Here is a 24,804-nt window from a genome sequence, read left to right on the forward strand (position 1 = left end):
GTGCGTGTGCGGTGCCCGTCCCCGCACTGCGCGACTCGGCGGTACCGAAGAGCCTAGAACGCCTCTGCGCTGGTGGGGAGATCATTTGCGTCATTGCCTTGCTCCAGCTCGCCCGAAAAACAGTCGGCTGCGGGTACCCGGTGAGGGGCACCCGCAGCCGCCCTGTCTTTTACAGGTACTGACCGGTGTTCGCCACCGTGTCGATGGAGCGTCCGGTGTCCGCACCCTGCTTTCCGGTGATGAGCGTACGGATGTAGACGATCCGCTCGCCCTTCTTGCCGGAGATGCGGGCCCAGTCGTCCGGGTTGGTGGTGTTGGGCAGGTCCTCGTTCTCCTTGAACTCGTCCACGCAGGCCTGCAGGAGGTGGGAAACCCTCAGGCCCTTCTGGTTGTGCTCCAGGAAGTCCTTGATCGCCATCTTCTTGGCGCGGCCCACGATGTTCTCGATCATGGCGCCGGAATTGAAGTCCTTGAAGTAGAGGACTTCCTTGTCGCCGTTGGCGTAGGTGACTTCCAGGAAGCGGTTTTCCTCGGATTCGGCGTACATGTGTTCCACGGCCGTCTGGATCATGCTCTGGACCGTGGAGGCCTTGCTGCCGCTGTGCTCGCCGACGTCGTCGGAGTGCAGCGGCAGACGCTCGGTGAGGTACTTGCCGAAGATGTCCTTGGCCGCCTCGGCGTCCGGACGCTCGATCTTGATCTTCACGTCCAGCCGGCCGGGCCGCAGGATGGCGGGGTCGATCATGTCCTCACGGTTGGAGGCACCGATCACGACCACGTTCTGCAGGCCCTCCACGCCGTCGATCTCGGCGAGCAGCTGCGGGACGATGGTGTTCTCCACGTCCGAGCTGACACCGGAGCCACGGGTGCGGAAGAGGGACTCCATCTCGTCGAAGAAGACGATGACGGGAGTGCCCTCGCTGGCCTTCTCACGAGCACGCTGGAAGACCAGGCGGATCTGCCGCTCGGTCTCGCCGACGTACTTGTTCAGGAGCTCGGGACCCTTGATGTTGAGGAAGAAGCTCTTGCCCGTGGCCTGTCCGGTCACCTCGGCGACCTTCTTGGCCAGCGAGTTGGCGACGGCCTTGGCGATGAGCGTCTTGCCACATCCAGGAGGGCCGTACAGCAGGACGCCCTTGGGCGGCCGCAGTTCGTGCTCCTTAAACAGATCAGGATAGAGGTACGGGAGCTCGACCGCGTCGCGGATGGCCTCGATCTGGCCGCCGAGACCACCGATCTGCTCATAGCCGATGTCCGGGACCTCTTCTAGGACGAGTTCCTCGACCTCGCTCTTGGGAACGACCTCGTAGACATATCCGGAACGCGGTTCGAGCAGCAGGGCGTCGCCGGGGCGGATGACCACGTCCAGCAGCGGCTCGGCGAGCCGTACCACCCGTTCCTCGTCGGTGTGCCCCACCACGAGGGCGCGCTCGCCGTCCTCGAGGATCTCCTTGAGGGTGACGATGTCGCCGACGCTCTCGTACTCCATGGCCTCGACCACGTTGAGAGCCTCGTTGAGCATCACTTCCTGGCCGCGCCGGAGCTCCTCGAGTTCCACGCTCGGGCTGACGTTCACCCGCAGCTTGCGGCCGCCGGTGAAGATGTCCGCCGTGCCGTCCTCATTCGCTACGAGGAAGACACCGAAGCCGGCCGGCGGCTGTGCGAGCCGGTCGACCTCCTCCTTGAGGGCCACGATCTGGTCGCGGGCCTCACGGAGCGTGTTGGCGAGTCGCTCGTTCTGGGCGGACACGCCGGCCAGATTGGTCTGCAGCTCGACGATCCGCTCTTCGAGAATCCTCGTGTGTCGCGGAGAGTCGGCGAGCTTGCGTCGCAGGACGGCGATCTCCTGCTCAAGGTAGGCAACCTGCCCGGCGGGGTCTTCGGACCCTCGTCCCGGGCGGATGCCGCGGTTCATGTCGTCGTCGTGGGCTGCCACGGTCCTCACCTCCTCCAAGGGGAGCTGGACGCTTCCAGACCCTACCTGGGTGGGTGTCGATTGAAACCCCTAGATCACAAAGACTGTCGGGGTGTGTCCGATCTTCACCCTTGCGCTCTCCCTCACGCCAGGTGAATACCCACCGAACATGATTGGAAAGCTGCCGGAGGTAGGGTCGAAGTGTTCAACACCCGTCAGAGCTGGCCGGATTCCCGTTCGGCTCGACGTAGAAACGGCAGGAGACATGAGCGTGCAGCAGGAGGCAGGGGCCGGTGGCGAGCATCTGGAGGTCTGGATCGACCAGGATCTCTGTACCGGCGACGGCATCTGCGCCCAGTACGCGCCAGAGGTGTTCGAGCTGGACATCGACGGCCTGGCCTATGTGAAGGGCTCCGACGACGAGCTGCTCCAGGCCAAGGGCGCCACAACGCCCGTACCGCTGCCGCTTCTCACGGATGTCGTGGACTCCGCGAAGGAATGCCCGGGCGACTGCATCCACGTCCGTCGGGTTTCGGACAGGGTCGAGATCTACGGCCCGGACGCCGAGTGATCTTGCCGCTACGCGGCGTTACCACTGTCGGATTTCTCACACACTCACGTTGCGCGGCTCAGACTGTCTGTGTTCCGGCGGGTGTCGAGCGGACGAACGCGTCGTTCTTCCACCGCCACTTCGCGCTGTCCTTCACGTCGGGACAGCAACTGGGCACGTCAGCGGACGAGTAGCCGAGGAGTGTCGCGAGGACGGCTCCGTCCCGGAGGGCGAAGTCGGTCACGGTGAGGCGGTCCTTGGGATCGATCAGAGTGGCGACGACCCGCGGCTTGCCGGTCTCCGCGGCCCGGGTGAGGACGTACACGCCGTCGGGCGGAGTTCCCATCGGCGCGTCGCAGTGCACCACGACGACCGTCTCCGGACTGCCGTCGCCGTCAAGGTCTCCGGAAGCCTTCTTCTGCACGAGTTCCCTGACCCGGCCGCACTCGATCGGGAAGTCGACGCCCGCGGGATCAGGGGGCGCGGTGACGGCCGGGGCGCCTTTGGCCTGAGTGCCGGCCGCCTGGGCGGCCGTGGCCGGGTTGGGTTGCAGGACCGAGGAGAGGGCCATGACACCGGCGACCGCCGTCGCGGTGGCGACCCAGTGGATCGGGCGGGTGTGAGCGTGTGCCAGTTCCGGGACGGCGGATTGCTGCACTAGGAAGGTCTCCCGTGGAGGGCTGTGCCGGTGGGGGTGGCCTGCATGGTGCCATACGTCACAGAGCGAGGGAACGGCGGGGTGGGAGTTCAGACGTCCCGGCTCTGTGGCTGGGGTTGCGGGTTCTGCGTGGACGGGACTGCCGGCTCGGCGGTTGTACGGGGGCTGCCGGTTCCAGGGGTGTGGACAGGGCTGCCGGTGCTACGGATTCTGGCGCCGTGTCAACGTGGGTGCGCCGTGGCCCAGTTCCCTGGTGTCCGGGGGAACTGGGCCACGGCGCTTGTACGTTGTCGCGGCACGAGGCCGCCTGGGGCAGGCTCTAGCGGCCGGCGCCCGCGTCGGCGTTGGGACCGGTGTAGTCCTCGCCGTAGGCGCCCTTGGCGGGGCGACGGCGGCGCATGGGCGGCTCGACGCCGTCGGCGAGGCGGCGGGCGGTGAGCAGGAAGCCGGTGTGGCCGATCATCCGGTGGTCCGGGCGGACGGCCAGACCCTCGACGTGCCAGTTGCGGATCATCGACTCCCAGGAGGTCGGCTCGTTGAAGCAGCCGATCTCGCGGATGGACTCGACGGTCCGGGCGAGCTGGGTGGTGGTCGCCACGTAGCAGCACAGGATGCCGCCGGGCACGAGCGCCTTGGAGACGGCCTCCAGGCACTCCCAGGGGGCGAGCATGTCGAGGATGACGCGGTCCACGTCGGGGTCGCTCAGGTTGTCCTGGAGGTCGCCGACGGTGAGCTGCCAGGCGGGGTGCGGGCCGCCGAAGTAGCGCTCCACGTTCTGCTGGGCGATCTCGGCGAAGTCCTCGCGGCGCTCGTAGGAGTGCAGCATGCCCTGGTCGCCGATGGCGCGCAGCAGGAAGCTGCTGAGCGAGCCGGAGCCGACGCCGGCCTCGACGACGCGTGCGCCGGGAAAGATGTCGGCGAAGGCGAGGATCTGTCCCGCGTCCTTCGGGTAGACGACGGCTGCCCCACGGGGCATGGACAGGACGTAGTCGGGGAGCAGGGGGCGCAGAGCGAGGTAGGCGACGTTCCCGGTGGTGCGGACAACGCTGCCCTCGGGAGCACCGATCAGTTCGTCGTGCGGGAAGGAACCCTTGTGGGTGTGGAAGTTCTTCCCGGCCTCGAGCGTGAACGTGTAGTGGCGGCCCTTGGGGTCGGTCAGCTGAACCTGGTCCCCGACCTTGAAGGGCCCGCGCCTGCGGGCGGCACCGGTCGGTTCGGACATGTGAACAGCCTACCGGCGTTTGTGAGGGGTGCCGACCACTACGAGGGGCGGGCCATGGCCTTCACGAAGGCCCGCTCCACGTCCGCCGCGGACAGCACGCCGTAGATCTCGCCGGTCTCCTCGACGACCAGGTATTCGGTGGCGGGGGCGGCGCGCAGGGCGTCCAGGAGGTCCTCGCCGGCCAGCTCCGCGGAGACGCGCATGCCGTCGGTGAGGTCCTGGGCGAGGCCGCTGACGGCGACCCAGGGGCGGCGGTGTTCCGGTACGCCCACGATGGCGGCCTCGCGGACCAGGGAGAGGGGCTGGCCGTCGGCGTCGACGACGACCAGGGCGCGGGCGCCGGCGGCGTTGGCGCGGCGCAGGGCCTCGGAGAGCGGGGTGTCCGTCTCGACCGGGACGGCGCGGCGGGTGAGGTTGCGGGCGCGCAGCTCGGGCAGGTGCTCGCGCAGGCGCGCCATGCGCAGGCTGTTGCCGGCGCCGGTCCAGATGATCGCGGCGAGGATCGCGGCCAGCAGGGCGTCCATGACCGTGTCCATGCCGACGTTGTCCTCGGCGTTGGAGCCGAGCGCCCCGGACTGGGTGAGCAGCGGCAGGCCGATCAGGACGGAGACGGCGAGGGCCCGGCCGACCCAGGCGGCGGCGATGGTGCCGGTCATCGGCCTGCCGGTGATCTTCCAGACGACCGCGCGGAGCATCCGGCCACCGTCGAGGGGCAGGCCGGGCAGGAGGTTGAAGGCGGCCACGATCAGGTTGGAGATCATCAGGCCGGCCAGCAGGACGCCGGGGACCGTGCCGGGCTCGACGGGCTGCAGCGCGAGGTAGAAGAGGCCGGACAGAACCAGGGAGAGGAGCGGACCGACGAAGGCCAGCCAGAACTCCCGGCCCGGGGTCTCGGCCTCCTTCTCGATCTCGGAGACTCCCCCGAAGAACTGGAGCTGGATGCGGCGGACGGGCAACTTGAAGCGCAGGGCCGCGACCGTGTGGGCCAGTTCGTGGACGAGGACGGAGGCGTAGAAGGCGACCGCGAAGAAGAGGGAGACCAGGTAGCGGGCGGCGCCGAGTTCCGGCAGCACGCGGTCGAGCTGGCCGCCGAACACCCAGGTGATCAGGGCGGCGACGAGGAACCAGCTGGGCGCCACGTACACCGGCACCCCGAACGGACGCCCCATCAGCAGCCCGCCGCCGGGTCCCGGTTCCCGCGGGCGCTTGGGCGGACGGCCCTTGGCGAGACCGGAACGCGCGAGGGTGCGGTCGCCGGCGGAGGTGTCGGTGTGGGGGTGGTCGTCGGGGGCGGGTGGGGAGACCGGGGCAGGTGGTGTGGAGGCCGGGGCAGGTGGGGAGGCGGGGGTGGGCTGGTGGTCATGATCGGGGCTGGCCTGCGGGTTCTGCCCCTGCTCTGCGGAGCCGTGCGTTTCTGAGCCGTGGGTTTCTGAGCCGTGGGTTTCGGTGCCCTTGGATTCGGTGCCCTTGCCTTCGGAGCCCTTGGCTTCGGTGCCGTGCTCCGCGGGCTCGTTCCCCTCGCGCGCCGTGCCTTCGCGCACCGTGCCTGCGTCGCCCGTGGCGTCGTCCCCGGTGCTGTCGTCGGCGGGAAGATCCAACTGGCGTACGACCATGGTCGGTTCGTCGGTCGGGGTGGCCTCGTCGGGGTGTGCGGGGTCGGGGGCCGGGGTCGCAGGTGCTGCGTGGTGCTCGGCCGATTCGTCGTTGCCGGGCCGCGGCTGCCCGCTACCGCCGCTCTCGTCCACGGTGTCCCCTCGTTCGAAGCGTCTCCCGCGCCTGCCGGACGGGAGGGTCTCGGGTCGATGGTATGCGTCCGTCGCGACGCGTTCGCCCCGGCACCCCCTGTGTTTCCTCCGTCGGCGCAGGGCCACGACCGTGACTGGGTCACTGTCAGTGGCGGGCCGTATGGTCTGTGGTCATGGAGATGAGCACCGAGGGCGTCATGGAGGCCACCGGCGGCGACACCGCAGAGGTGGAGCAGCCGGTCACGGCCGAGCCGACGGCGGCGACAGCGGCAGTGGACACCGTGGCCACCACGGCCACGACGGCCATAGCCGCGTCCACGGCCGTGGCGCCGGCCTCCCTGTCCCCCTCCCGTGCCGGTGACTTCATGCAGTGCCCGCTGCTGTACCGGTTCCGGGTGATCGACCGGCTGCCCGAGAAGCCGAGCGAGGCGGCGACCCGGGGCACGCTGGTGCACGCGGTCCTGGAGCGGCTGTTCGACGCCCCGGCGGCGGAGCGGACCGCTCCCCGTGCCAAGTCGCTCATCCCGGGCCAGTGGGACCGGCTCAGGGAGACCCGGCCCGAGGTCGTCGAGCTGTTCGCCGACGATCCGGACGGCGAGCGGCTGGCGCGCTGGCTCGGCGAGGCGGAGCGGCTGGTGGAGCGCTGGTTCACGCTGGAGGACCCGACCCGGCTCGAACCCGCCGAGCGCGAACTGTTCATCGAGGCCCGACTGGACTCCGGGCTGAAGCTGCGCGGGATCATCGACCGGGTCGACGTGGCGCCCACCGGTGAGGTGCGGATCGTCGACTACAAGACGGGCAAGGCGCCCCGACCGGAGTACGCCGAGGGCGCCCTCTTCCAGATGAAGTTCTACGCCCTGGTGGTGTGGCGCCTGAAGAACGTGATCCCACGCCGGCTCCAGCTCGTCTACCTCGGCAGCGGTGACGTGCTGACGTACGACCCGGTCCTCGCCGACCTGGAGCGCGTCGAGCGCAAGCTGCACGCGCTGTGGGAGGCGATCCGGGAGGCCACGGAATCGGGCGACTGGCGGCCACGCCCCACCAAGCTGTGCGGCTGGTGCGACCACCAGGCCCACTGCCCGGAGTTCGGCGGCACTCCCCCGCCCTATCCGTTGCCGGTGAGGGCGCCGGAGTCCGCAGACCCTGCGCAGGGCAGAATGGGGCCGGACTAGCGAAGGAGACTTACGTGGCCATCCGCGTCCTACTGGTCGACGACCAGCCGCTGCTGCGCACCGGCTTCCGGATGATTCTGGAGGCCGAGCAGGATCTAGCGGTCGTCGGCGAGGCCGGAGACGGCCTCCAGGCTCTCGACCAGGTGCGGGCACTGCAGCCCGATGTGGTTCTGATGGACATCCGCATGCCGCGGATGGACGGTGTGGAGGCGACCCGGCAGATCACCGGGCCCGGTCGGGACGGACCGGCCAAGGTGCTCGTGCTGACCACGTTCGATCTCGACGAGTATGTGGTGGAGGCGCTGCGCGCGGGAGCCAGCGGGTTCCTGCTCAAGGACGCCCCGGCCAACGAGTTGGTCCAGGCGATCCGGGTGGTGGCCGCGGGCGAGGCGATGCTCGCGCCGAGCATCACGCGCCGGCTCCTCGACAAGTACGCCACGCATCTGCCGTCCGGCGAGGAACCGGTGCCGGACACGCTGCACACCCTCACCGAGCGCGAGGTGGAGGTGCTGAAGCTGGTGGCGCGCGGGCTGTCCAACGCGGAGATCGCCGCCGACCTCTTCGTCAGCGAGACCACGGTCAAGACGCACGTCGGTCACGTCCTGACCAAGCTGGGGCTGCGCGACCGCGTGCAGGCGGCGGTGTACGCGTACGAGAGCGGGCTGGTGCGCCCCGGCGCGCAGTAAGCAGTCGTACGACGCCGAGGGCGCTCCCCGCACACAAGCAGGGGGCGCCCTCGGCGTCGTACGACATGGCTCAGGCCTTGCTGAGCTCCCAGAACCGGAACACTGTCGAGGCGTCGAGGCAGTACTCCAGGCCGTAGACGTCCTCGCGGGTGACGGCGTACTGCTTGGCCTGCCAGACGGGCAGGACCGGGAGTTCGTCGGCGACGATGTCCTGGAGCTTGCCGTAGGCGTCGTCGGTCGCCCCGCGGTCGCTCTGGGCGGCGGTCTGCGGGATGAGCGTGCCGGTGATGGTGTTGTTGGCGTAGTTGTTGCTCAGCACGTTGCCCTTGCCGAAGAAGGGGGCCGTGAAGTTGTCGGCGTCCGGGTAGTCGGGCACCCAGCCCTTGACGTAGACGCCGTACTTGCCGTCGGCGATGTCCTGTTCGTACTGGTCGAAGGCCACCGACTGCACATCGGCGTCGAACAGGCCGCTGGCGTTGAGCTGTTCGGCGATCGCCTTCAACTCGTCGTCGGTGGCGGGGCCGTAGCGGGACGGGGTCGACCAGAGGGTCAGCTTCACCTTGCCGGTGGTGATGCCGTCCGCCTGCAGGGCGGCGGCCGCCTTGGCCTTGGAGGGGCGGGCGCCGTAGGTGTCGAAGTAGGCCGTGTTGTGGCCGGAGATGCCCGCCGGGATGATCGAGTACAGCGGGGTGGCCGTGCCCTGGTAGACGTCCTCGATGAGGGCGTCGCGGTCGAGCAGGTGGGCGATGGCCTTGCGCACACCGAGCTGGCCGGCGACCGGGTCGTCCATGTTGAAGACCAGGTGCTGGACCTCGGCGCTGCTGCCCTCGACGATCTCGACGCCGGAGCTGTCGTCGGCCTGCTCGATGTCGGCCACGTCGCTCGCGGACAGGCCTCGGTAGGCGATGTCGACCTTGTTGTCGAGCAGGGACTTCTTCAGTGCGGCCTGGTCGCCGTGGAAGAACCTCAGCGTCACGCCGGTGTTCTGCACGTCGGCGGTGCCCTTGTAGTTCTCGTTGACCGAGAAGACGGCCTCGTTCTCGCCGAAGGAGTCCAACTTGTACGGCCCGGAGCCGACCGCTTCGCCGTCCTCGCGCAGCCCGTCGGCGTCGTACTGGGTGGGGTCGACGATGGAGCCGGCACCTGAGGCGATCTTGCTGGGGAAGGTGGCGTCGGGCGTGTTGAGGCGGAAGACCACCGTCTTCTCGTCCGGGGTCTCGACCTTCTCCAGCATGGGGAACATGATCGCGGGACCGGCGTCGTCGTTGATCTTCAGCATGCGGTCGAAGGAGAACTTGACGTCCTCGGAGGTGAGCGAGTCACCGTTGCTGAACTTGAGACCGTCCTTCAGCGTGCACGCGTAGACCTGGGTCCGCGTGTCCGTGAAGGAGCACTCCTCGGCGGCCTCCGGCTGCGGTTCCGTGGCGCCCCTGGGGAAGCTCAGCAGCGACTGGAAGACGTTGTTGAACATCAGCCAGGAGCCGGGGTCGTAGCCGGAGGCGGGGTCGGTGGCCAGGACATCGTCGGACATCCCCATCACCACCGTGGAACCGCTGCCTCCGGAGCCGCCGGACTCCGTTCCACAGCCGGTCAACAGGCCGGAGGCCAGCCCCGCCACGATGGGCAGGACCGGCCACTGGTTACGCATGTTCACGTGCAGGTGCCTTGTCGTCGATGTCGGGAACCCGGGGCCACCCTCTCGGCCCCCGGGTGCGGGCAGTGTCAGCCGCTCACGCCACGGCCGAGCTCCCACAGCTGAAGCGTCGAGGAGGAGTTGAGCGCGTACGCGGTTCCCGTGACGTCGTCGCGGGCGGCGACGTACTGCTTGCCCTGCCACAGCGGGAGGACGGGAACGTCGTCGGCGACGATGTCCTGAATGTCCGTCAGGTCGGCCGCCGCGGCCAACCGGTCCGCCTCGCGGCGGGAGTCCGGGATCAGGGTGTTGCGGATCTCGCTGTTCGCATACGGCGAGCCGATGGTGTTGTCCTTGTCGAGGAACGGCGCGAGGTAGTTGTCGGCGTCCGGGAAGTCCGGGAACCAGCCCATGCCGTAGACGTCGTACTCGCCCTTCTGCTCGGCGGACCGGAAGGTGTCCCAGGGGGTGCCCTCGATGCCGACGTCGAACAGGCCGCTGTCGTTGAGCTGCTTCTGCAGCACCTCGAACTCCTGCTTGGTGGCCGGGCCGTAGTGGTCGGTCGTGTAGTGCAGCGTCAGCTTCACCGGCGTGGTGACGTTGGCCTGGCTCAGCATGGCCTTGGCCTTGGTGACGTTCGGGTCGCCGTACTTGTTGAAGAACGCGTTGGAGTGGCCCGTGATGCTGGCCGGGACCATCGAGTACAGCGGCTCGGCCTGGGAGCCGTAGACCTTGGCGACGAGTTCGCTGCGGTTGATGATCTGGGCCATCGCCTGGCGGACCGCCTTGGACTTCACCGACGGAGCGTCGGTGTCGAAGCCCAGGTAGCGGATCTCCAGGCCGGCCGTCTCCACGACGTCGATGTCGCCGTCGGTGGCGTTGGTGAGCTTGTCGATCTGCTCCGGCGACATGGTGCGGGTCATCACGTTGATGTCGCCCTTTTCGAGCGCGGTACCCATGGCATCGGCGTCGTCGAAGGAGCGCATGCTGATCTTGTCGTTGTTCACCTGCAGCGTCCCCTTGTAGTTGGGGTTCTTGGTGAACACGGCGTCGACGAGCTCGTCGTTCTTGACCTCGGCCTGCAGGGTGTACGGACCCGAGCCGTCCACGTCGAAGCCGTCGCGCAGCTTGTCCTTCTCGTAGTCGTCGGGGTTGACGATGCCGGCGACGGGGGTCGACAGCTTGAACGGGAAGGTGGCGTCCGCGGCCTTGAGGTGGAAGATGACTTCGTTGTCACCCTGCGTCTCGACGGTGTCGATGGTGGACAACAGGGCGAACACACCGCTGTCGGCCTTGATGGCGCGAGCACGGTCGATCGAGAACTTCACGTCCTCGGCGGTGATGGCGTCGCCGTTGGCGAACTTCAGACCGCCACGGAGCTTGCAGGCGTAGCGCTCGTTGCCGGAGTCGGTGAAGCCGCAGCTCTGGGCGGCCTCCGGTACGGGGTCGCCCTCGCCCTTGGGCTGGATCATCAGGGTCTGCACGGTCTGGCGCAGGATGTTCCAGGAGCCGACGTCGTAGGCGTACGCCGGATCGAGGGGCGCGGGGGCGTCCTTCGAGGCGGTGAACCGGTCCGTGGTGCCGACGACGATCGCGCCGCCGCTGTCACTCCCGCTGTCGGACCCGCCACAGGCAGCGAGCACCGGCGCGAGCAGACCGATCACGGCCGGCAGCACCAAAGTCTTGCGGTTCATGCTCGAGTTTCTCCAGAGCTGTCGAGTCCGTGTACCCGGCATGCATGGGGTGTCGCAGCGGATCACGGGGTAAGCCGATGTTCTCGCTAGGAGATTAGTCCGGACCCGCAGGACAGCTCGCAGCCACCGGAGTTGAGGCCCCATCACGCAGCGAAACCGGCTGCGGACAGACCGAAAACCCAAGGCCGGAAGGATTCGTGCAGGCCTTCATGAATCGGGACACAAGGGCACGCCTCAACCCCTCGACAGAGAGCGGCGACCACACACCCCACCCCCTGTCGACCTCTGCGCGAGTGGGGAACGTCACATAACCAACGGTCTGATCCCATGCCGGAATTCAGCCATCCGCCGCGGTCCAATTCCTCTCACGGAATTCATACCCTATCGGCGCTGCACGCTGGGTGAACGCCTAGCGCATTTCCGTCATCAGACCGCGCAGAAATGCCAGGTCCACCTCTTCGAGCGAGGTCACGACGGTGCGCCGGGCGGCCGGGGCGATGGGCACCACCGAGGGCACCGCCACCACATGGCAGCCCGCGGCCTCCGCCGACGCGACGCCGGTCGAGGTGTCCTCGACGACCGCGCATCTGGCCGGATCCACGCCGAGCCCGGCGGCGGCGAAGAGATACGGATCGGGGTGCGGTTTGGTACGCCCCACCTCGTCACCGGCGACCGTCAGGGCGAAGTACTGGGGACCCAGCGAGGTGAGCACCCGGTCGATGATGCGCCGGTGCGAGGCGGAGACCAGGGCCGTGGGAATGTCGTGCGCGGCCAGCTCGGCCAGCAGCCGGGTCGCTCCCGGCATCAGCGGCAGGGCACGGTCGATCCGGTCCTCGAAGCCCTGGTTCAGCAGCACGGTGAGCTCCGGGAGGGCGATGTCGGCGCCGGTGGCCTCGATCAGGAACCCCGCGCTGCGGCTCATGGGGCCGCCGACCACGACATGGCGCCAGGAGTCGTCGAGGGCATGGCCGAGGCCGGCGAAGATCTCGACCTCGACGTCCCACCAGAATCCCTCGGTGTCCACCAGGGTTCCGTCCATGTCGAGGAGCACGGCCTGCAAGGCTGAGCCTTCGGCCGTACGAGTGTCTGGCGCAGGGACCGTACTGGTCATCCGGGCGCACCTCCTTGAGGGACGATCAGGCCGGTTCCCACATGGGGAACCGGCCTGCGATGGACCGACCAGTCTACGACTTATCCGATCAGTGTGCTCGGTGAGACTCGTCTCAGCGTGCGTTGAAGTATTTGGCTTCGGGGTGGTGGATGACGATGGCGTCGGTGGACTGTTCGGGGTGGAGCTGGAATTCCTCGGAGAGGTGGACGCCGATGCGTTCGGGTTTCAGGAGGTCGGCGATCTTGGCGCGGTCTTCGAGGTTGGGGCAGGCGCCGTAGCCGAGCGAGAAGCGGGCGCCGCGGTATTTGAGGGCGAACATGTCTTCCATGGCGTCGGGGTCCTGGCCGGCGAAGCCGAGTTCGGAGCGGACCCGGGCGTGCCAGTACTCGGCGAGGGCCTCGGCGAGCTGGACGGACAGGCCGTGCAGTTCGAGGTAGTCGCGGTAGGCGTTGGCCTCGAAGAGTTTCGCGGTCTGTTCGCCGATCCTGGAGCCGACGGTGACGACCTGCAGGCCGACCACGTCGGTTTCGCCGGATTCTTCGGGGCGGAAGAAGTCGGCCAGACACAGCCGGCGTCCGCGGCGCTGGCGGGGGAAGGTGAAGCGGGTGGTCTCGTTGCCCTGCTCGTCCAGCAGGATCAGGTCGTCGTCCTTGGACACGCAGCGGTAGTAGCCGTAGACCACGGCCGCTTCGAGGAGGTTGTCCCGCTGCAGCTGGTCGAGCAGGCCGCGCAGCCGGGGCCGGCCCTCGGTCTCGACGAGTTCCTCATACGACGGTCCGTCGCCGGTGCGGGCCTGCTTCAGGCCCCACTGGCCCTTGAACAGGGCGCCCTCGTCGAGCCAGGCGGCGTATTCCTTGAGCTGGATGCCCTTGATGACGCGGCTGCCCCAGAACGGCGGGGCGGGAACCGGGTTGTCGACGGCGACGTCGGAGCGGACCGCGCCCTCGGCGGGGCGTTCCTCGACCTCGACCGCGGCGGGGCGGACGCGGCGTTGTTTGAGTTCGGGCAGCTGGGCGCCGGGCACCCCGCGTTTGACGCCGATCAGGGCGTCCATCAGGCGCAGGCCCTCGAAGGCGTCCCGGGCGTAGCGGACTTCGCCCTGGTAGATGTCGTGCAGGTCCTGCTCGACGTACGCCCTCGTCAGCGCGGCGCCGCCGAGGATGACGGGGAAGTCGGCGGCCAGGCCGCGCTGGTTGAGCTCCTGCAGGTTCTCCTTCATGATCACCGTGGATTTGACCAGCAGCCCGGACATGCCGATCACGTCCGCCCGGTGTTCCTCGGCGGCCTCCAGGATCGCCGAGACGGGCTGCTTGATGCCGAGGTTGACCACGTTGTAGCCGTTGTTGGACAGGATGATGTCGACGAGGTTCTTGCCGATGTCGTGGACGTCGCCGCGCACCGTGGCGAGCACGATGGTGCCCTTGCCGGCCTCGTCGCCCTCGACCTTTTCCATGTGCGGTTCCAGGTAGGCGACCGCGGTCTTCATCACCTCGGCGGACTGCAGCACGAACGGCAGCTGCATCTGCCCCGACCCGAACAGCTCCCCGACCACCTTCATGCCGTCCAGCAGCGTCTCGTTGACGATGTCCAGCGCCGGGCGCGTCTGCAGCGCCTCGTCGAGGTCGGCCTCCAGGCCGTTCTTCTCGCCGTCGATGATGCGCCGCTTGAGCCGCTCGTTGAGCGGCAGCGCGGCCAGTTCCTCGGCCCGGCCGGCCTTCAGGGATTTGGTGGTGGCGCCTTCGAAGAGGGCCATCAGCTTCTGCAGCGGGTCGTAGCCCTCGGCGCGCCGGTCGTAGATCAGGTCGAGGGCGGTGGTGACTTCTTCCTCGGTGAAGCGGGCGATCGGGAGGATCTTCGATGCGTGGACGATCGCCGAGTCCAGGCCGGCCTTGACGCACTCGTCCAGGAACACGGAGTTGAGGAGCATCCGGGCGGCCGGGTTGAGGCCGAAGGAGATGTTCGACAGGCCGAGGGTGGTCTGCACGTCGGGGTGGCGGCGTTTGAGTTCGCGGATCGCCCCGATGGTGGCGACGCCGTCGCCGCGGGATTCCTCCTGGCCGGTGCAGATGGTGAAGGTCAGGGTATCGATGAGGATGTCGGACTCGTGGATGCCCCAGTTCGTCGTCAGGTCGTCGATGAGGCGTTCGGCGATGGCGACCTTGTGCTCGACGGTGCGGGCCTGGCCCTGTTCGTCGATGGTCAGCGCGATCAGTGCCGCGCCGTGTTCCCGGGCGAGTCGGGTGACCTTGGCGAAGCGGGAGTCGGGGCCGTCGCCGTCCTCGTAGTTGACCGAGTTGATGACCGCGCGTCCGCCGAGTTTTTCCAGTCCGGCCTCCAGGACGTCGACCTCGGTGGAGTCCAGCACGATCGGCAGCGTGGAGGCGGTCGCGAACCGGCCGGCCAGTTCCTCCATGTCCGCGACCCCGTTGCGGCCGACGTAGTCCACGCACAGGTCGAGCATGTGGGCGCCCTCGCGGATCTGCTCGCGGGCGATTTCCACACAGTCGTCCCAGCGGCCCTCCAGCATCGCCTCCCGGAACTTCTTCGACCCGTTCGCGTTCGTCCGCTCCCCGATCGCCATATAGGCGGTGTCCTGACGGAACGGAACCGACTGATACAACGACGCCGCACCCGGCTCCGGACGCGGATCACGCGCACCGGGACTGAGTTCGCGGGCGCGCTCGACGACCTGACGCAGGTGTTCGGGGGTGGTGCCGCAGCAGCCGCCGATCAGGCTGAGGCCGTACTCCCGGACGAAGGTCTCCTGGGCGTCCGCCAGTCCCTCCGGGTCCAGCGGGAAGTGGGCGCCGTCCTTCGTGAGGATCGGCAGGCCCGCGTTCGGCATGCACAGCAGCGGGATGCGGGAGTGGCGGGTGAGATAGCGCAGGTGCTCGCTCATCTCGGCGGGGCCGGTCGAGCAGTTGAGGCCGATCATGTCGATGCCCAGCGGCTCCAGCGCGGTCAGCGCGGCGCCGATCTCCGAACCCAGCAGCATCGTCCCGGTCGTCTCGAAGGCCATCGAGACCAGGAGGGGCACCTCGACGCCGGTTGCCTCCATCGCACGGCGGGCGCCGAGCACCGAGGCCTTGGTCTGGAGCAGGTCCTGGGTCGTCTCGACGATGAGGGCGTCGGATCCGCCGGCCAGCAGTCCCTCGGCGTTGGTCTGGTAGCCGTCGCGGATCGTCGCGTAGGAGATGTGGCCGAGCGTGGGCAGCTTGGTGCCCGGGCCCACCGAGCCCAGCACCCAGCGCTGCTGCCCGGTCGAGGCGGTGAACTCGTCGGCCACCTCGCGGGCGATGCGGGCACCCGCCTCGGACAGCTCGTGCACGCGGTCGGCGATCTCGTACTCGGTCGCGGCCGAGTGGTTGGCGCCGAAGGTGTTGGTCTCGACGCAGTCGACGCCCACGGCGAAGTACGCCTCGTGGACGGAGCGCACGATGTCGGGGCGGGTCAGGTTCAGGATCTCGTTGCAGCCCTCGAGGTTCTCGAAGTCCTCCAGCGTGGGGTCCTGCGCCTGGAGCATGGTGCCCATCGCTCCGTCGGCCACCACCACACGGGAGGCGAGCGCGTCTCGAAGCGCGGACACACGAGTCCGGCTGTCGGCGGAAGGGGTCGGCGGCACAGAGGCCATGAAAGGGCTCCCTCAAGGTGCGACGGCTGTCGGCTTTGCGTCACCCGTGGCACTCTCCCCGGGGGCGCGCGCCGCCAGGGTAACCGGTCGCCGACCTGCCGGTCGGGGAGTCCACGGGGCGGACGAGGATGGCGGCGAGATCACGCACGGGATACGAGTGACGCAACGGATCCGGACCGACCATTAGCGGGAGGTCGGCATGGACCGGTAGTGTTCGACATTGCCGAACGGCGGCAGCGGGCGCCGCGGTCGGCGGTCGAAGGGGACGGAGGCAGTACGGCGATGGCACGGAACATCCAGTCGCTCGAACGGGCGGCCGCGATGCTGCGGCTCCTCGCGGGCGGCGAACGTCGGCTCGGCCTCTCGGACATCGCCTCGTCGCTGGGCCTCGCCAAAGGCACCGCGCACGGCATCCTGCGCACCCTCCAGCAGGAGGGCTTCGTGGAGCAGGACGACGCCTCGGGCCGCTACCAGTTGGGCGCCGAACTGCTGCGCCTGGGCACCACCTACCTGGACGTTCACGAGCTGCGGGCGCGTGCTCTGGTGTGGACGGACGACCTGGCCCGCTCCAGCGGCGAGAGCGTCCATCTGGGCGTGCTGCACCAGCAGGGCGTGCTGATCGTGCACCACGTCTTCCGGCCCGACGACAGCCGGCAGGTCCTGGAGATCGGGGCCATGCAGCCCCTGCACTGCACGGCGCTGGGCAAGGTCCTCTCGGCCTACGACCCGGTCGCGCACAGCGAGGCGCTGGAGAGCGACCGCAAGGCGTTCACTGACCGGACCGTATGCGATCTGGACGCCTTCGAACAGATCCTGGACATCACACGCGCGCGTGGGTACGCGGCCGACGTCGAGGAGACCTGGGAGGGCGTCGCCTCCGTCGCCGCGCCCATCCACGACCGCCGGCGCATGCCCGTGGGCGCGGTCGGCATCACCGGCGCCGTGGAGCGGCTGTGCCGCGACGGCGAGCTGCGCGCCGAGCTGATCGCGGCGGTTCGGGACTGCGCACGCGCGGTGTCGCGGGATCTGGGCGCCGCGCGCTTCTGAGCGAAGCCGACAGCGAAGCCGACAGCGAAAAGGGCCGGGACGCCTCGGGCGTTCCGGCCCTCGTCATGCGCCGAGATGCCCTGGTCTCCCGGGCGGCGGAAGATCGATAGCACAGGGCAATCAGTAACGATCGTGTTTTCGACAACAGAACTCTTGACGTGCCTGTAACGCCAGAGCAAGACTCCCGTCCATCGGTCGACATTGTCGAACACCGACCGGCAATAGGCGTTACAGTGAGACAACGCCAAGGGCCGGCAGCTCTTCCCCTGGACGAAGGACAAAGGAGTCGCGGGTGTCCAGCTCCGACATCTTCATCGGCGAGACCATCGGTACCGCCATACTCATCCTGCTCGGCGGCGGCGTCTGCGCCGCTGTCACGCTGAAGGCCTCCAAGGCACGCAACGCCGGCTGGCTCGCCATCGCCTTCGGGTGGGGTTTCGCCGTCATGACGGCCGTGTACATCTCGGCGCCGCTCTCCGGCGCCCACCTCAACCCGGCAGTGACGCTCGCCCTCGCCATCAAGGACGGCGACTGGAGCGACGTCCCGGTCTACTGGGCCGGACAGCTGCTCGGCGCCATGATCGGCGCGGCCCTCGTCTGGGTCGCCTACTACGGCCAGTTCCACGCCCACCTCACCGACAGAGAGATCGTCGGCGGTCCGGGGGCCCAGGCCACCAAGGCCAAGGCCGTCGAGGCCCAGGAGAAGGGCGCGGGCCCGGTCCTCGGCATCTTCTCCACCGGTCCCGAGATCCCGGTCGTGTGGCAGAACCTCGCCACGGAGATCGTGGGCACCGTGGTGCTGGTGCTGGCCATCCTCACGCAGGGCCTGAACGCGAACGGCGACGGTCTCGGCACCCTGGGCGCCCTGATCACCGCGTTCGTGGTCGTCTCGATCGGTCTGTCCCTCGGCGGCCCGACCGGCTATGCGATCAACCCGGCGCGTGACCTCGGTCCGCGTATCGTGCACGCCCTCCTGCCCCTCCCCAACAAGGGCGGCTCCGACTGGGGCTACGCCTGGATCCCGGTGGTCGGTCCGCTGATCGGCGCCGCCATCGCCGCAGGCATCTACAACGTCGCATTCGCGTAGGAGCACGGTGTCTCATCCGTTCGAGCACGGAGCGCCGAGCCGCACAGCACGCGCCGTACGTACAGCCCCTCAACCACGGACTTCCAGGAGCACACAGTGACCGACGCCCACACCGCCGGCATCGCATCCCACGGGCATGGCCCGTTCATTGCCGCCATCGACCAGGGCACCACCTCCAGCCGCTGCATCGTCTTCGACCGGGACGGCCGTATCGTCTCCGTCGACCAGAAGGAGCACGAGCAGATCTTCCCGAAGCCGGGCTGGGTCGAGCACAACGCCACCGAGATCTGGACCAACGTCGAGGAGGTCGTCGCCTCCGCCATCGAGAAGGCCGGCATCACCCGCGACGACATCAAGGCCATCGGCATCACCAACCAGCGCGAGACCACGCTGCTCTGGGACAAGAACACCGGTGAGCCCGTCCACAACGCCATCGTCTGGCAGGACACCCGCACCGACGCGCTCTGCAGAGAACTCGGCCGCAACGTCGGCCAGGACCGCTTCCGCCGTGAGACCGGCCTGCCGCTGGCCTCGTACTTCGCCGGGCCCAAGGCCCGCTGGCTGCTCGACAACGTCGAGGGCCTGCGGGAGCGCGCCGAGGCCGGCGACATCCTCTTCGGCACCATGGACAGCTGGGTCATCTGGAACCTGACCGGTGGTGTCGACGGCGGCCGGCACGTCACCGACGTCACCAACGCCTCCCGCACCATGCTGATGAACCTGCACACGCTGGAGTGGGACCCGAAGATCGCCGAGTCCATCGGCGTCCCGCTGGCGATGCTCCCCGAGATCCGGTCCTCCGCCGAGGTCTACGGCGAGATCACCGGCGGCAAGCTGGGCGACCTGCTCGGCGGCATCCCGGTCGCCTCCGCGCTCGGCGACCAGCAGGCGGCCCTGTTCGGCCAGACCTGTTTCTCCGAGGGCGAGGCCAAGTCCACGTACGGCACCGGCACGTTCATGCTGATGAACACCGGCGAGAAGATCATCAACTCGTACAGCGGACTGCTGACCACCGTGGGCTACCGGATCGGCGACGACAAGCCGGTCTACGCCCTGGAGGGCTCGATCGCCGTCACCGGTTCGCTGGTGCAGTGGATGCGCGACCAGATGGGCCTGATCAGCACCGCCGCCGAGATCGAGACGCTCGCGCTGTCGGTCGAGGACAACGGCGGCGCGTACTTCGTGCCGGCCTTCTCCGGCCTCTTCGCCCCGTACTGGCGCCCGGACGCCCGCGGTGTGATCGCCGGCCTCACCCGGTACGTCACCAAGGCGCACCTCGCGCGCGCCGTCCTGGAGGCCACCGCCTGGCAGACCCGTGAGATCAGCGACGCCATGACGAAGGACTCCGGCGTCGAGCTCACGGCCCTCAAGGTCGACGGCGGCATGACCTCCAACAACCTGCTGATGCAGACGCTCTCGGACTTCCTGGACGCCCCCGTGGTGCGCCCGATGGTCGCCGAGACCACCTGCCTCGGCGCCGCCTACGCCGCCGGCCTCGCCGTCGGCTTCTGGACCAACACCGACGACCTGCGCGCCAACTGGCGCCGGGCCGCCGAGTGGACCCCCCGCATGGACGCGGAGATCCGCGACCGTGAGTACAAGAGCTGGCTCAAGGCCGTCGAGCGGACCATGGGCTGGCTCGAGGACGAGGAGTAAGAACCCGAATGACCAGTCAGTCCACCCTGCAGTCCGTGCCCGCCCTCGGTACGCGCCCGGCCTTCGGCTCGAATCCGAGCCGAGCCGAGACCCGGGAGCAGCTCTCCAAGGCGTCGTACGACCTCCTCGTCATCGGCGGCGGCATCCTGGGCATCTCCACCGCCTGGCACGCCGCGCAGTCCGGCCTCAGGGTGGCTCTGGTCGACGCCGGTGACTTCGCCGGCGCCACCTCCTCCGCCTCCTCCAAGCTGCTCCACGGCGGTCTGCGCTACCTGCAGACCGGCGCGGTGCGGCTGGTGGCGGAGAACCACTTCGAGCGCCGTGCGGTCTCCCGCCAGGTGGCCCCCCACCTGGCGAACCCGCTCACCTTCTACCTCCCCGTGTACAAGGGCGGGCCGCACGGCGCGGCGAAGCTCGGAGCGGGCGTGTTCGCCTACTCCGCCCTGTCCGCGTTCGGTGACGGTGTGGGCCACCTGCTCAGCCCCTCGAAGGCGGCGCGGGACGTGCCCGAGCTGCGCACCGACAACCTCAAGGCCGTGGCCGTGTACGGCGACGACCAGATGAACGACGCGCGCATGGCGCTGATGACGGTCCGCGCGGCCGTCGAGGCGGGCGCGGTGGTGCTGAACCACGCCGAGGTGACGGGCCTGCGCTTCACCAAGGGCCGGGTCACGGGCGCCGACCTGCGCGACCGGCAGTCCGGCGACGAGTTCGGCGTGAACGCCCGGCTCGTCCTGAACGCGACCGGCCCGTGGGTCGACCACCTGCGCAAGCTGGAGGACCCGAACGCGGCGCCGTCCATCCGTCTGTCGAAGGGTGCGCACCTGGTCCTGAAGCGCACCTCCCCCTGGCGTGCCGCGCTCGCCACCCCGATCGACAAGTACCGCATCACCTTCGCCCTGCCCTGGGAGGACATGCTGCTGCTCGGCACGACCGACGAGGAGTTCGAGGGCGACCCGGCGGACGTCACGGTCACCGAGAAGGACACCGCCCAGATACTCGACGAGGCCGCGTTCTCCATCCGCGACCAGCAGCTCGACCGTGACCTCATCACGTACGCGTTCGCGGGTCTGCGCGTGCTTCCGGGTGGCCCCGGCAGCACGGCGAAGGCCAAGCGCGAGACCGTGGTGACCGAGGGCAAGGGCGGGATGCTGTCGGTCGCGGGCGGCAAGTGGACGACCTTCCGGCACATCGGCCGTACGGTCATGCAGAAGCTGGAGGCGCTGCCGGGTCACCCCCTGGGTGACGACTTCGAGCCGATCTCCTCGCTGCCGAAGAAGCTGCCGCTGCCGGGGGTCGCCAACCCGCGCGCGGTGGCCCACCGTCTGCTGGTCGACCACCCCGCGCCGGGTCCGCGCATGGCCGCCGACACGGCCAGGCACCTGGCCACGCACTACGGTTCGCTGGCCTTCGACATCGCCCGCATCGCCAACGACAACCCGGAACTCGCCGAGCGCGTCCACCCGGACGCCCCGGAGATCTGGGCGCAGGTCGTCTACGCCCGTGACAACGAGTGGGCCGAGACGACGGACGACGTGCTGCGCCGCCGTACGACGCTGACGATCCGGGGCCTGGCGACGGACGACGTCCGCGCGAAGGTGCAGGACCTGCTCGACAAGAAGTAGGCGGTACGACGCCGAAGGGGCGGCTCCACGCCGACGGAGCCGCCCCTTCGGCCTGCCGGCTCGGGCGTAGGTCCGGCTGTCAGTGCCGGGTGCTTTCATGAGCGCGTGGACATCGATCAGGCGAATCCCGAGGAACTGGCCGCGTTGCGGGCGGCGTTCGCCGTGGACGACGGTGGGCTCGTGGGGCTCGCAGAGGACGGGAAGGAACAGGTGCTGAGCCGGCCCTTCCCGCTCACGGAGGGGTGGCTGTGGGAGGACGATCCCGGATCGTACGAGGACCCCGATGCCGTCATCGAGCGCGTCGCCCACCACGGTTCGATCGTGCTGGGGACGGACGGCTGCGGCATGGACTGGCATCTCGTCGTCACCGGCGCCCACCGGGGGCACATCACTCAGACGAGTGCCCTGATGTGGTCCGGCGTCTTCAACTCCTCGCGGCGTGTGATCAGTTCGCGCCCCAGCAGCAGCGCCCGCCGCGAAGCCGGGACCGGGTCCGGCAGCGTCGTCAGATCCGTCAGGTGGGCGAAGCCGATGATGCGGCGGACGAGCTCCGTGCCGGCGTAGCCGACGGACTCCGTCCAGACGCGGCGGAGGAAGCGGAGGAGGTAGGCGTCGTCGAAGAAGCTGTCGACGCGGGTCGGCCACAGGCGGCGGAACTCCGCTTCGAACGCCTCCCAGGAGAGGCGGAGTTGGTCGGCGTGGTCACTCAGAGACCCGAGAGCGCGGGCCCGCTCCTCCGAGACCAGCTGCTGCGTACGGTCTTCGGTGTGCAGGGCACCTTCGACGACCCGTCCCTGGCCGGCCTGCCACTGGTCGGCGGCTTCACCCCGCTCGCGTACCTGTCGTGGGTGGCGGTCGGGGTGGCCGCGCTGATGCTGTCGCGGCACATATGGGGGCTCAGGCTGCGCGGGGTCGGCGAGGCGCCGGACGCGGCGGCCACGCTCGGGGTGAGTCCGGCCAAGTACAAGTACGGGGCCATCCTCGTCTCCGGCATCCTGTGCGGGCTCGCGGGCGCCCAACTCGCCCTCGGCAACGTCACCTTGTTCAGTGAGAACATGACGGCGGGCCGCGGCTGGATCGCGGTCGTCGCGGTCATGCTGGGCCGTGCCGCACCCGTCGGTGTCCTGCTCGCCGCGCTGCTGTTCGGCCTCGCCGAGGCGGCCGGGTTCCGTCTCCAGGGCCTCGGCCTGCCGCAGCAGGCGACCGACGCCGCGCCGTACGTCGTCACCCTCGGCGCCCTCTTCCTCACGACCGCCCGCCGCCGTCGCCGTACCCCTCCTTCCGGAGCCGCCTCATGACGCAGGACCTGCTGCCCATCACCCGCATACCCCGCACCGGCCTCCCGGCGCACGCTGTCGTCGTCGGCGACCCGGCGCGCGCGGCGGCCGTCGCCGCGCTCCTCGACAGTGCCGAGGAGGTCTCGTACCACCGCGAATACCAGGTGTTCAGCGGCAGTTGGAAGGGCCTGCCGGTCGTCGTGGCCTCGCACGGGGTGGGCGGGCCGGGCGCGATCCTGCTGTTCCAGGAACTCGCGGACGCGGGAGTGCGCACGATCGTCCGGTTCGGTACGGCAGGCGCGATCAAGCCCGGCATCGGGGACGGCGACCTCGTCATCGCGGAGGCGGCCGTACGGGACGACGGGGTGACGCAGCAGCTGCTGCCGCCGGAGTACCCGGCCGTGTCGGCGCCGGAAGCGGTGATCGCGCTCCAGCGCGCGGCCCGCGAGGCGGGCGCCCCGCACCACCGGGGGATCGTGTGGACGCGGGCGGCCTTCCAGCCGGGACTCATTCCGCTGTTCTCGTACGCCGGTGCGGGGCTCGCGGCCATCGAGATGGAACTGTCGGCGCTGCTGGTGACCGCCTCGCTGCGCGGTCTCGTGGCGGGTGGCGTGCTCGTCGTCGACGGGGCGAACGCCGACGAACTCGTCGACGAGGAGACCACCGGCGGGTACGACCCGCACCGGGAGGTCGTCGCGGCGGGTGTCGAGAAGGGCGCGGTCGTCTCGCTGGAGGCACTGCGGCTGCTGGCGGAGGACGCCGCGGAGGGCACAGCATGAACACCGACCTGTTGGTGCACGGCGGTGACATCCTGACGGTCGACGACGCCGGAACCGTCGTACGGAACGGGGCGGTTGCCGTCCACGAGGGCGAGATCCTCGCCGTCGGACCAGCCGAGGAGCTGAAAGCGCGGTTCACAGCCGCGGAGTCCGTTGACGCCGCGGGCTGTCTCGTTCTGCCCGGGCTCGTCAACACGCACACCCACCTGGCGATGACCCTCCTGCGGGGCCGCGCTGACGACGTCACTCTCCAGGGGTTCCTGGAACGAGTGCTGAGGTGGGAGGCCGAGCTGCTGACGCCGAAGAACGTCGCGGCGGCGGTACGGCTGGCGGTGGCCGAGAGCGTACGGGCCGGCGTGACCTCGGCACTCGACATGTACTGGTTCCACGAGGCGGCCGAACAGGCGGCCCGCGAGGCGGGCTGGCGGCTGCACACCGGCCCCACCTTCATGGACGTCCCCGAGCCGCCCGACGGCATCGCCTACGAGGACCGGCTCGACTGGGCCCGCCGGGACCTCCTGGCCCGCGGCGCCGCCCGCCCCGGCACCCGTCCCGTCCTCTTCGCGCACTCCACCTACACCCTCTCCCCCGACCAGCTCACCGACATCGCCGCCCTGGCACGCGAGTTCGGGGCGCTGCTGCACATCCACGCCGCGGAGAACGCCACCGAGGTCGCCACCGTCGAGGTGCGGTACGGCAAGCGGCCGGTCGAGCTGCTCGACTCGCTCGGGCTCCTCGGCCCCGACCTGCTGCTCGCGCACGCCGTGGAGCTGACCGGACCCGAGATCGCGGCGCTGGCCCGCACCGGCACCTCGGTCGCGCACTGCCCGGTGTCCAATCTGAAGCTGGGCTGCGGGATCGCGCCGGTGCCGCGGCTGCTGAGCGCCGGGGTGAGAGTAGGGCTCGGCACCGACGGGGCCGTCAGCTCCAACACGCTGGACGTCTTGGGGGCAGTACGGCAGGCGGCCCTTGTGCACAAGGCCGACGGCGACCCCACCGCGGTCGGCGCCGAGCAGGCCGTACGCATGGCGACGATCGAGGGCGCGCGGGCGCTGGGGCTCGGGGAGCACCTGGGGTCGCTGGAGGCGGGCAAGCGGGCGGACCTGGTCGTGCTCGACCTGCACGCACCGCATCTGCGGCCGCTGCACGACCCCTGGTCCACGCTCGCGTACGCCGCACACTGCACGGACGTACGGGACACCGTCGTGGACGGGCGTGTGCTGATGCGCGGCCGGGCGCTGACGACGCTCGACGAGGCGGCAGTGATCGCCGATCTGGAGGCACTTGCTGAACAGACCGCATAATGTGGCTGAGAC

Annotated in this window: 18 protein-coding genes and 1 pseudogene; 11 read left to right on the forward strand and 8 right to left on the reverse strand. The window is 69.3% G+C overall.

The annotated features are described in order from the left end of the window. Positions 1 to 169: 169 nt before the first annotated feature. A complete protein-coding gene (arc, locus tag QFZ76_RS11445) occupies positions 170 to 1,936 on the reverse strand; it encodes a proteasome ATPase (RefSeq protein WP_266442570.1) in 1,767 nt (588 codons plus the stop codon). A gap of 244 nt (positions 1,937 to 2,180) precedes the next feature. Between arc and QFZ76_RS11450 the strand changes: the two genes are divergently transcribed. Continuing rightward, complete coding sequence (locus QFZ76_RS11450; protein ID WP_307673608.1) at positions 2,181 to 2,486, forward strand: ferredoxin; 306 nt, start codon at positions 2,181 to 2,183, stop codon at positions 2,484 to 2,486. Between the two features lie 58 nt (positions 2,487 to 2,544). Here QFZ76_RS11450 and QFZ76_RS11455 read toward each other — a convergent pair whose 3' ends face one another. From QFZ76_RS11455 to QFZ76_RS11465, 3 genes are all read right to left on the reverse strand, one after another. Next, positions 2,545 to 3,123, reverse strand: a complete 579-nt coding sequence (locus tag QFZ76_RS11455) for a hypothetical protein (protein ID WP_307673609.1) — start codon at positions 3,121 to 3,123, stop codon at positions 2,545 to 2,547. Positions 3,124 to 3,442: 319 nt separating this feature from the next. Beyond that, entirely contained in the window at positions 3,443 to 4,345 is a 903-nt protein-coding gene (locus tag QFZ76_RS11460; protein ID WP_266442558.1) for a tRNA (adenine-N1)-methyltransferase, read from the reverse strand. Between the two features lie 38 nt (positions 4,346 to 4,383). Further along, entirely contained in the window at positions 4,384 to 6,090 is a 1,707-nt protein-coding gene (locus tag QFZ76_RS11465; RefSeq protein ID WP_307673610.1) for a site-2 protease family protein, read from the reverse strand. 173 nt (positions 6,091 to 6,263) lie between these two features. On the opposite strand from QFZ76_RS11465, the gene QFZ76_RS11470 reads away from it, so the two are divergent. Together QFZ76_RS11470 and QFZ76_RS11475 are read left to right on the forward strand one after the other, a co-directional pair. Continuing rightward, positions 6,264 to 7,262 carry a RecB family exonuclease gene (locus QFZ76_RS11470; protein ID WP_307673611.1) on the forward strand — a complete coding sequence of 333 codons (999 nt, stop codon included), beginning with the start codon at positions 6,264 to 6,266 and terminating at the stop codon, positions 7,260 to 7,262. A 14-nt stretch (positions 7,263 to 7,276) separates the two neighbouring features. Next, positions 7,277 to 7,948 (forward strand): response regulator transcription factor, encoded by a 672-nt coding sequence (locus QFZ76_RS11475; protein WP_124443643.1) that lies wholly within the window; start codon positions 7,277 to 7,279, stop codon positions 7,946 to 7,948. A 70-nt stretch (positions 7,949 to 8,018) separates the two neighbouring features. On the opposite strand, the gene QFZ76_RS11480 is transcribed toward QFZ76_RS11475, so the two are convergent. From QFZ76_RS11480 to metH, 4 genes are all read right to left on the reverse strand, one after another. Further along, on the reverse strand, positions 8,019 to 9,602 hold the full coding sequence (locus tag QFZ76_RS11480; RefSeq protein WP_307673612.1) for an ABC transporter substrate-binding protein: 1,584 nt from the start codon (positions 9,600 to 9,602) through the stop codon (positions 8,019 to 8,021). Between the two features lie 68 nt (positions 9,603 to 9,670). Continuing rightward, on the reverse strand, positions 9,671 to 11,275 hold the full coding sequence (locus QFZ76_RS11485; RefSeq protein ID WP_307673613.1) for an ABC transporter substrate-binding protein: 1,605 nt from the start codon (positions 11,273 to 11,275) through the stop codon (positions 9,671 to 9,673). 409 nt (positions 11,276 to 11,684) lie between these two features. Next, a complete protein-coding gene (locus tag QFZ76_RS11490; protein WP_307673614.1) occupies positions 11,685 to 12,386 on the reverse strand; it encodes an HAD family phosphatase in 702 nt (233 codons plus the stop codon). A gap of 112 nt (positions 12,387 to 12,498) precedes the next feature. Beyond that, positions 12,499 to 16,017 carry a methionine synthase gene (metH, locus tag QFZ76_RS11495; protein WP_307673615.1) on the reverse strand — a complete coding sequence of 1,173 codons (3,519 nt, stop codon included), beginning with the start codon at positions 16,015 to 16,017 and terminating at the stop codon, positions 12,499 to 12,501. 282 nt (positions 16,018 to 16,299) lie between these two features. Here metH and QFZ76_RS11500 point away from each other — a divergent pair, with 282 nt between their 5' ends. The 8 genes and pseudogenes from QFZ76_RS11500 to QFZ76_RS11535 all read left to right on the forward strand — a co-directional run bounded on the left by QFZ76_RS11500 (position 16,300) and on the right by QFZ76_RS11535 (position 24,792). Further along, complete coding sequence (locus tag QFZ76_RS11500) at positions 16,300 to 17,064, forward strand: IclR family transcriptional regulator (protein ID WP_307673616.1); 765 nt, start codon at positions 16,300 to 16,302, stop codon at positions 17,062 to 17,064. A gap of 292 nt (positions 17,065 to 17,356) precedes the next feature. Further along, on the forward strand, positions 17,357 to 18,151 hold the full coding sequence (locus tag QFZ76_RS11505; RefSeq protein ID WP_266442527.1) for an MIP/aquaporin family protein: 795 nt from the start codon (positions 17,357 to 17,359) through the stop codon (positions 18,149 to 18,151). A 96-nt stretch (positions 18,152 to 18,247) separates the two neighbouring features. Continuing rightward, positions 18,248 to 19,807, forward strand: a complete 1,560-nt coding sequence (gene glpK, locus QFZ76_RS11510; RefSeq protein WP_307673617.1) for a glycerol kinase GlpK — start codon at positions 18,248 to 18,250, stop codon at positions 19,805 to 19,807. An 8-nt stretch (positions 19,808 to 19,815) separates the two neighbouring features. Continuing rightward, positions 19,816 to 21,432, forward strand: coding sequence for a glycerol-3-phosphate dehydrogenase/oxidase (locus tag QFZ76_RS11515; RefSeq protein WP_307673618.1), 1,617 nt, complete (start codon positions 19,816 to 19,818; stop codon positions 21,430 to 21,432). A gap of 105 nt (positions 21,433 to 21,537) precedes the next feature. Continuing rightward, positions 21,538 to 21,996 (forward strand): hypothetical protein, encoded by a 459-nt coding sequence (locus tag QFZ76_RS11520; protein WP_307673619.1) that lies wholly within the window; start codon positions 21,538 to 21,540, stop codon positions 21,994 to 21,996. A 182-nt stretch (positions 21,997 to 22,178) separates the two neighbouring features. Next, positions 22,179 to 22,730, forward strand: a pseudogene (locus tag QFZ76_RS11525) (ABC transporter permease); the annotation flags it as partial. Beyond that, the gene (locus QFZ76_RS11530) at positions 22,727 to 23,488 is read left to right on the forward strand and encodes a nucleoside phosphorylase (RefSeq protein ID WP_307673620.1); all 762 of its coding nucleotides are present in this window, start codon (positions 22,727 to 22,729) and stop codon (positions 23,486 to 23,488) included. The pseudogene QFZ76_RS11525 and the gene QFZ76_RS11530, both read left to right, overlap by 4 nt. Further along, positions 23,485 to 24,792 carry an amidohydrolase gene (locus QFZ76_RS11535; RefSeq protein WP_307673621.1) on the forward strand — a complete coding sequence of 436 codons (1,308 nt, stop codon included), beginning with the start codon at positions 23,485 to 23,487 and terminating at the stop codon, positions 24,790 to 24,792. Before QFZ76_RS11530 ends, QFZ76_RS11535 begins: the two co-directional genes overlap by 4 nt. The last annotated feature ends 12 nt before the right edge of the window (positions 24,793 to 24,804 follow it).

The sequence above is a fragment of the Streptomyces sp. V4I2 genome, from assembly GCF_030817655.1.
GTDB classification, from domain to species: Bacteria; Actinomycetota; Actinomycetes; order Streptomycetales; family Streptomycetaceae; genus Streptomyces; species Streptomyces plumbiresistens.